This window comes from Variovorax sp. KK3, assembly GCF_001984055.1.
Lineage (GTDB): Bacteria > Pseudomonadota > Gammaproteobacteria > Burkholderiales > Burkholderiaceae_C > Variovorax.
In genome coordinates this window covers 1-3902 of the sequence record NZ_LYVO01000161.1, presented here as the reverse complement: position 1 = coordinate 3902, position 3902 = coordinate 1, and the positions used below count along the sequence as shown (strand labels likewise).

General features: G+C 65.9%; 5 protein-coding genes. 2 read left to right on the top strand and 3 right to left on the bottom strand.

What is annotated here, in order from left to right; genetic code table 11:
- The first annotated feature begins 73 nt into the window (after positions 1 to 73).
- Positions 74 to 490: a polymorphic toxin type 8 domain-containing protein gene (locus tag B0W80_RS36565; protein ID WP_083745815.1), complete on the top strand. Its 417-nt coding sequence runs from the start codon at positions 74 to 76 to the stop codon at positions 488 to 490.
- A 12-nt stretch (positions 491 to 502) separates the two neighbouring features.
- Positions 503 to 889, top strand: a complete 387-nt coding sequence (locus B0W80_RS33845; RefSeq protein ID WP_077003513.1) for a DUF2750 domain-containing protein — start codon at positions 503 to 505, stop codon at positions 887 to 889.
- A gap of 168 nt (positions 890 to 1057) precedes the next feature.
- Here the strand turns inward: B0W80_RS33845 and B0W80_RS33840 are convergent, their stop codons facing one another.
- The 3 genes from B0W80_RS33840 to B0W80_RS33830 are packed head-to-tail and all read right to left on the bottom strand — an operon-like array spanning position 1058 to position 3844.
- A complete protein-coding gene (locus tag B0W80_RS33840; protein ID WP_077003512.1) occupies positions 1058 to 2155 on the bottom strand; it encodes an ABC transporter substrate-binding protein in 1098 nt (365 codons plus the stop codon).
- Between the two features lie 35 nt (positions 2156 to 2190).
- Positions 2191 to 3090, bottom strand: a complete 900-nt coding sequence (locus tag B0W80_RS33835) for an ABC transporter permease (RefSeq protein ID WP_179107102.1) — start codon at positions 3088 to 3090, stop codon at positions 2191 to 2193.
- A 10-nt stretch (positions 3091 to 3100) separates the two neighbouring features.
- Entirely contained in the window at positions 3101 to 3844 is a 744-nt protein-coding gene (locus B0W80_RS33830) for an ABC transporter ATP-binding protein (protein ID WP_373039384.1), read from the bottom strand.
- Positions 3845 to 3902 lie beyond the last annotated feature (58 nt).

The following is a 3902-nucleotide window of genomic DNA, read 5'->3' as shown; positions in this document are numbered from 1 at the left end:
CGATCCGGAGGGTCTGGTTCGGCAATCCGGCAGACCTTTGGACATTCTTCCTCTCGAGGGCGGTGGAGGCGGAATGCTTGGAGGTGGAGGCACGGGAACCCGAGGCACACCGTTACCTCCACGACCGGCATCGCCAGCGGTATCGCCCGCACCGCAGATTCCCAGCCCGGTTGCTGGGGAGCTAATGTGCCGCCCTGCCACTGCCGGCGGGCGCGCCGGCAAGCAAAGTCGGCTTCGCGAGCTCGCAAGTGATGACAAACTCGGATCGGGTGATCGCGGATGGCTGGAACAGGAACTCAACTCTATTGCGCGTGGTCAACGCGACACGTTACGCGTTCCTCCTGGAAAAGAACTGGCGCATGAGCGTGGGCGAGAGGCAGCAAAGGGCTATGGATATGACCACTCAAATCTGCAGGATCGAGAACTCCATCGTTTACAGCATCGATATGACGACTGGGGAAGATCCAACCGTGAACGTCCTCCTGAATAGCGGAGCCAGGCCGTGAAAATATCCATGAAACAAATTGAGGCCGTCGTCGCATTGTCTGCACACAAGAGATATGCCCGCTTCATCAAGCTTGCAGCCGACCAGCGACTGGTTTGGGGACTGCATCTGAACGGATGGGCACTGGCCGGGACCGACGATGGGATGCCCGTTTTCCCACTCTGGCCGGCAAGGGAATATGCGGAACTGTGCGTTGGAGGCTCCTGGGCCGACTATGTCCCTAAGTCGATAGAGCTGGACGACCTGTTCGATGGACTACTTCCTAGTCTCGACGCCAACGGGACAAAATTGGGCGTGTTCTACACCGCGGGCGACAAAGGCGTTCTTCCCAATCTGGCGGACTTCGAGCGGGATCTACGCGCGGAACTCGCCAGGATTGAGTGAGCGGCCATCGGTTTTCTCTTCATGCAGGGCGGTTCCCCGACAACCTAGCCGCCAACCGCAGCCAGGACGCGGCAGGACGACGGCTCAGCGCCACCGATTTCGCCAGCTGCAGCTGCGATGCGGCCGGGCGCATAACGACCCTGACGCAAAGCTGTTGATGCCGCCCCTCTACAGCCTGAACCCCTTCGCCATCTCCACCACCGCCTGCCTGTCGAAGGCATTGACCTCGTCAATCAGTTCGTTGCTGAACAGGCGGGCCGGGTCGCCCAGCTCGTCGGCGAGCTTCGGGTTCTTGCTGCTTTCGGCGGTCATCTCGATGTTGGCCTTCCATTCGGCCAGCGACGAGGCGCCGAAGCGCTGGTCGGGGTCGTCGGGGCGGCGCATCCAGCTGTTGCGGCGGTCTTTCATGATGAAGGCCAGTTCCTTGCGCGCCTCGGCCTCGCTGCGGCCCTTGGGGCGGCTTTCGGGGTAGACGGCCCAGTGCAGGTCGATGCCGGCGTCGAGGTTGGTGTGCGAGAAGAGGGTGGCCTTGGCCATGCCGCGGAACAGCGCCACCAGGCTCTTGCGCTCGTCCTTCAGCAGCTTGCGCGGCACGCAGATCCAGCCCGAGCCGATCTGCGCGAACTTCGGCGTGATCGGCACGTAGCGCAGCGGCGTGCCCACCAGCTCGATGCGCGCGGCCGCGGTGTCGAAGGCCACCATCGCGTCGACGCGGTCGTTGTCGATGGCGGCGCCTGCAGGCGCGCCGTCGCCGATGGCGATGTACTCGCACTTGTCGTCCTTCAGGCCCAGCTCGGCCAGCATGGTCTTGGTGACGACGATGCCGGTGTCGCCCTGGCTGCGCACGCCGATGCGCTTGCCGGCCAGGTCGGCGGCCGACTTGATGGGGCTGCCAGGCTTCACCACGATCACGTTGGCATTGCGGGGCAGCCACTTGTAGACGCTGACCAGGTCCAGCCCCGGGTCCTTGGCCATCGCCGGCAACAGGATGCCGGGCACGGCGGGGCCGAAGTCGACGTGGCCGGTGCGCAGGCTCTGCAGGGCCTGCGTCATGCTGGACATGTTGACGTACTCGACGTCCACGCCCTCGGGTTTGTAGAAATCGAGCCTGGGGTGCTGGCCCGCGGTGACGAAGCATTGCTGCGGGTCGTTGACGGCGGCGGTGTTCGCCACCTTCATGATGCGCAGCTTCTGCGCCAGGGCCGGCAGCGCGCCGCCGAGTCCGAGGGCGCCGAGGCCCAGGCCAAAGTCACGTCGATTCAACATGGTCCACTCCTGGCTGAAGAAATGAGGTTCGGGGTTCAGACGTTCACGGTGCGCTGCGAGCTGTCCGCAGGCATCCAGTGCAGCACCCGGCGCTGCACGCGGCGCAGCAGGCTGGTCAGCAGGATGCCGATGACCGAGAGCACCACGCACACCGCGAAGCTGCCGCCGGTGTCGGCCTGCGCTTCCATCTGCAGGATGAGCACGCCCAGCCCGGCCTGCGCGCCGACGAATTCGCCGACCACCGCGCCCACCACGCTGAAGGCCGCGGCCATGTTCAGGCCCGCGAAGATGAAGGGCAGGGCGCTCGGAAACTTGGCCTTGCGGAAGATCTGCCACGGCGTGGCCGACAGCGAGCGCAGCAGGTCGATGCGGTCGGGGTCCACGGCCTTGAAGCCCGCGATGCTGGTCACCAGCACCGGGAAGAAGGTCAGCAGGCAGATGATCATCACCTTCGAACCGATGCCGAAGCCCAGCCACACCACGATGATCGGCGCCACCGCCACCTTGGGCACGCTCTGCAGCGCGGCGACATAGGGTTCGAGCAGCGCCTCGACCTTCGGCATCTGCGAGACCACGATGCCGATCGCCAGCCCGATCCCGCTGCCGATGCCGAAGCCCAGCACGATCTCGGTGAGCGTGATGCCGCCGTGGTACCAGAAGCCGTCTTTCGCGAAAGGGCCGGTGGCCAGTCCGCGCCACAACGCGATGCCGATGTCGCTGACCGGCGGCACCAGATGCCTGGGCACCTTGAAGATGCGCACGGCCGCCTCCCACGAGCCGAGCAGCGTGATCAGCAGCAGGATGGATTGCACGCGGGTCGATGCCAGCGGGTTGGCGCTGCGCCGGCGTGGTGCCGTGGCGGCTGCAGGTGCGGCGGGCTCGTGACGCACGGCGGGCGTCGAAGCGGAAGCAGGGGTGAGCATGGCGGTCGTCATGACGGGCCTTTCAGTCGAAGGAAGCGGCATGCGAGAAGCGCTCGCGGATCGATGCGGTGGCGGCGGCGAAGGCCGGGTCGGACATCACGTCCATCGTGCGCGGCCGCGGCAGGTCGATAGGGAGCACGCGTTCGAGCGTGCCGGGGCGCGGCGACATCACGAAGACCTGGTCGCCCAGGAACACGGCCTCGGGAATGGAGTGGGTGATCAGCACCACGGTCTTGCCGCTTTCCATCCAGATGCGCTGAAGCTCGAGGTTCATGCGCTCGCGCGTCATCGCGTCGAGCGCGCCGAAGGGCTCGTCCATCAGCAGGATCTTCGGGTCGTGCAGCAGGGCCCGTGCGATCGAGGCACGCTGCTGCATGCCGCCGCTGAGCTGCCGCGGCAGCTTGTGCTCGAAGCCGTCGAGCCGCACCATGTGCAGCAGCTGCATGGCCCGCTCGCGCGCCTTCTTCATGTCGAGCCCGATCACTTCGGCCGGCAGCATGACGTTGTCGAGGATGCTGCGCCATGGCAGCAGGATCGAACTCTGGAACACCACGCCCACGTCGCGCCGCGTGCCGCGGATCGGCTGGCCGTCGAGCAGCACGCTGCCCGTTTCGTAGTCCAGCAGGCCGGCCAGGATGCGCAGCAGCGTGCTCTTGCCGCAGCCGCTGGGGCCGACGATGGTGACGAAGCTGCCCTGGCGGATGCTGCAGTCGATGTTGCTGAGCGCGAGCACGCCATCGCTGCCGCCGCCGAAGTTCTTCGACAGCCCCTCGACTCTGATGTAGTCGCTTCTTGCTCCCTCCCCCTCTGGGGGAGGGCCGGGG